Here is a 2,036-nt window from a genome sequence, read left to right on the forward strand (position 1 = left end):
CTCACATTGATATCTTGACCGGAAAGCAGATGAGAAGCAGAAATCTTGGCTTCTCCTTGTGCGTCTAACACGATGTTGCCCGTCGCCCCAAGGATAGAGGAGACCGTTGTGGTATGCGATTGAGATGTATCGGACGATTTCTCATGCAAAAAGCCACTTGATGACGATTGTGCTTGCTGATCCAACTGTTCTTGGGCGCCTTTTATGACAATCTTTCCCCCAGAGTGAATGGTAATATCCGCTTGTTTCTGTTCTCCTGGTGCTTTCTCTCCTGACGTTTCCTCTGCCTTACCGGCTACGAGCGTCGAGGCTACAACTTCCGTGTTGTTTCCGGAATCAATGGCAATGCCTTCACCCCCTGTTATGCTTGACCCCACAACTTGGCGCACATCCATCTTGTTATGCTCAGATTTACTGCTACTAAACACCCCACCCTCTTTGTGATACGACATCTCATAATGTAAGCTATCCTCTGCATTATTGATGAGAATATCGTTGCTGGCTTTCAGCCCTACCTTGCCATCAGCCGCAATGGAACTACCTGTGATGCTAAGATCATGTGGTTTGCCATCCTGCCCTGCAATGACAGTGGTATCACCTCCCGATTTTATCGAAGAGCCAACGGCATGAGAGGCTTGCATATCCACTTTCGTGTTTTTGGTGCGAAGATGATACTCCATCTCATCGTTTCTCACCCCTATTGTTACCTCCCCTTGGGCGCCAAGAGCAACATTACCCTTGGCATCTATATCGGAAGCAGCCATATGGATATCTTTTCCAGAGAGAACAGTGGTCTCTTTTCCAGAACTTAAATGAGAGCCATTGTGTAAAGCAACATGAGATGTTTCACTCCCACTCTGATTGTCCATACTGTTGCGTGTGGCATCAATCGAAACATTCCTCTCAGCCTGCAAGAGAAGTTTATCCGTTGCTTGAACATCAGAGCCTAGAATATTCAAATCTTGTCCAGAGGCAAGTGTCGTCGAGCCTCCAGAGTTTAACGCCGATTTATGATGCATGGTAGCATCACCCTGTTCATCATGGTAATGGGTTTCTGCTGAACCGATCGTCAAGTTGCCTTGTTCTGTAGCCATGGCAAGATCACCTCCGGTAGTGATCCCCACCCCTGAGGCTGTAATATCTTGTTTGGCAATCACCGTTGCATTACCACCAGCAGAAAGCGCCTCGGTATTTAAAACGGTATCCACGCCGTCAACCGTTGTGCGCCCTGCATCTAAACGAATATTCTTCTCCGCAAGGATAACAGCATCACCACCCGCCGCAAAATGCCCTCCTTGACTGAGGATATCCCCGCCATGCACATGCAATTGGTGATTTGCCGCAATCCGCCCTGAATTGATAATCGTTGAATTGCTTGTATTTTGGCTGGTGATATTGACATCATCGCCCATGATCAAAGCCCCAGCAGAAACAAAGGAGGCTCTGTCTTTTTCAGGGATATAAAGCACCGGTGCGTAAACATCCATGCCCTTGACCTGTTGGCGCACATAAATCACCATCGGGGCTTCTAGAGAAGCCAATTGTTCTTCACTCAAAGCCTCACCAAAGGGGAGATTGTGTGCTTTTGCATATTCTGCCCCGACATCCAGCAAAGTTTTGACTTGTTCAATGGCATCACTTCCAGGAATAAAGGAACCTTTGCCCAACCCTTGACCAACAAGATCACGCATTTGTTTCTCAATCAGCTGCTTTTCGAAATAAGCATCGCCTAAGAAAAAAATCTCTCTGTCAGGATTGTAGCCAATTCTGTTCAAATAATAGGCTGAGCCATAAAACTTGCCAACATCAAGGAATTCTGCCCGCGTTTCATAAATAAAATTCTGGTTGGGCAGCGTGCCCCCAACCCCACCCGATTGGGGCTTTGGTAAAGGGAGCCCCTCAGAAAGTTCCCCTGCATTATTGAGATCCACTTTTGGTGTAAAGAGAGCGCCAGCCCCGGTTAAACCACTTAAGGACTCCAGTGGATTGCCTTCAACTGCTTGTGCTTTAAAATGCGCATCCCCTGTAATCGAACC

1 protein-coding gene is annotated in these 2,036 nt (G+C 47.3%); it reads right to left on the bottom strand.

Annotated features, from left to right (window positions below):
• The coding region (locus ACFIO5_RS09705; RefSeq protein WP_375705289.1) for a hemagglutinin repeat-containing protein at positions 1-2,036 on the bottom strand (2,036 nt) is incomplete at both ends.

The sequence above is a fragment of the Bartonella sp. AA86SXKL genome (assembly GCF_042196885.1).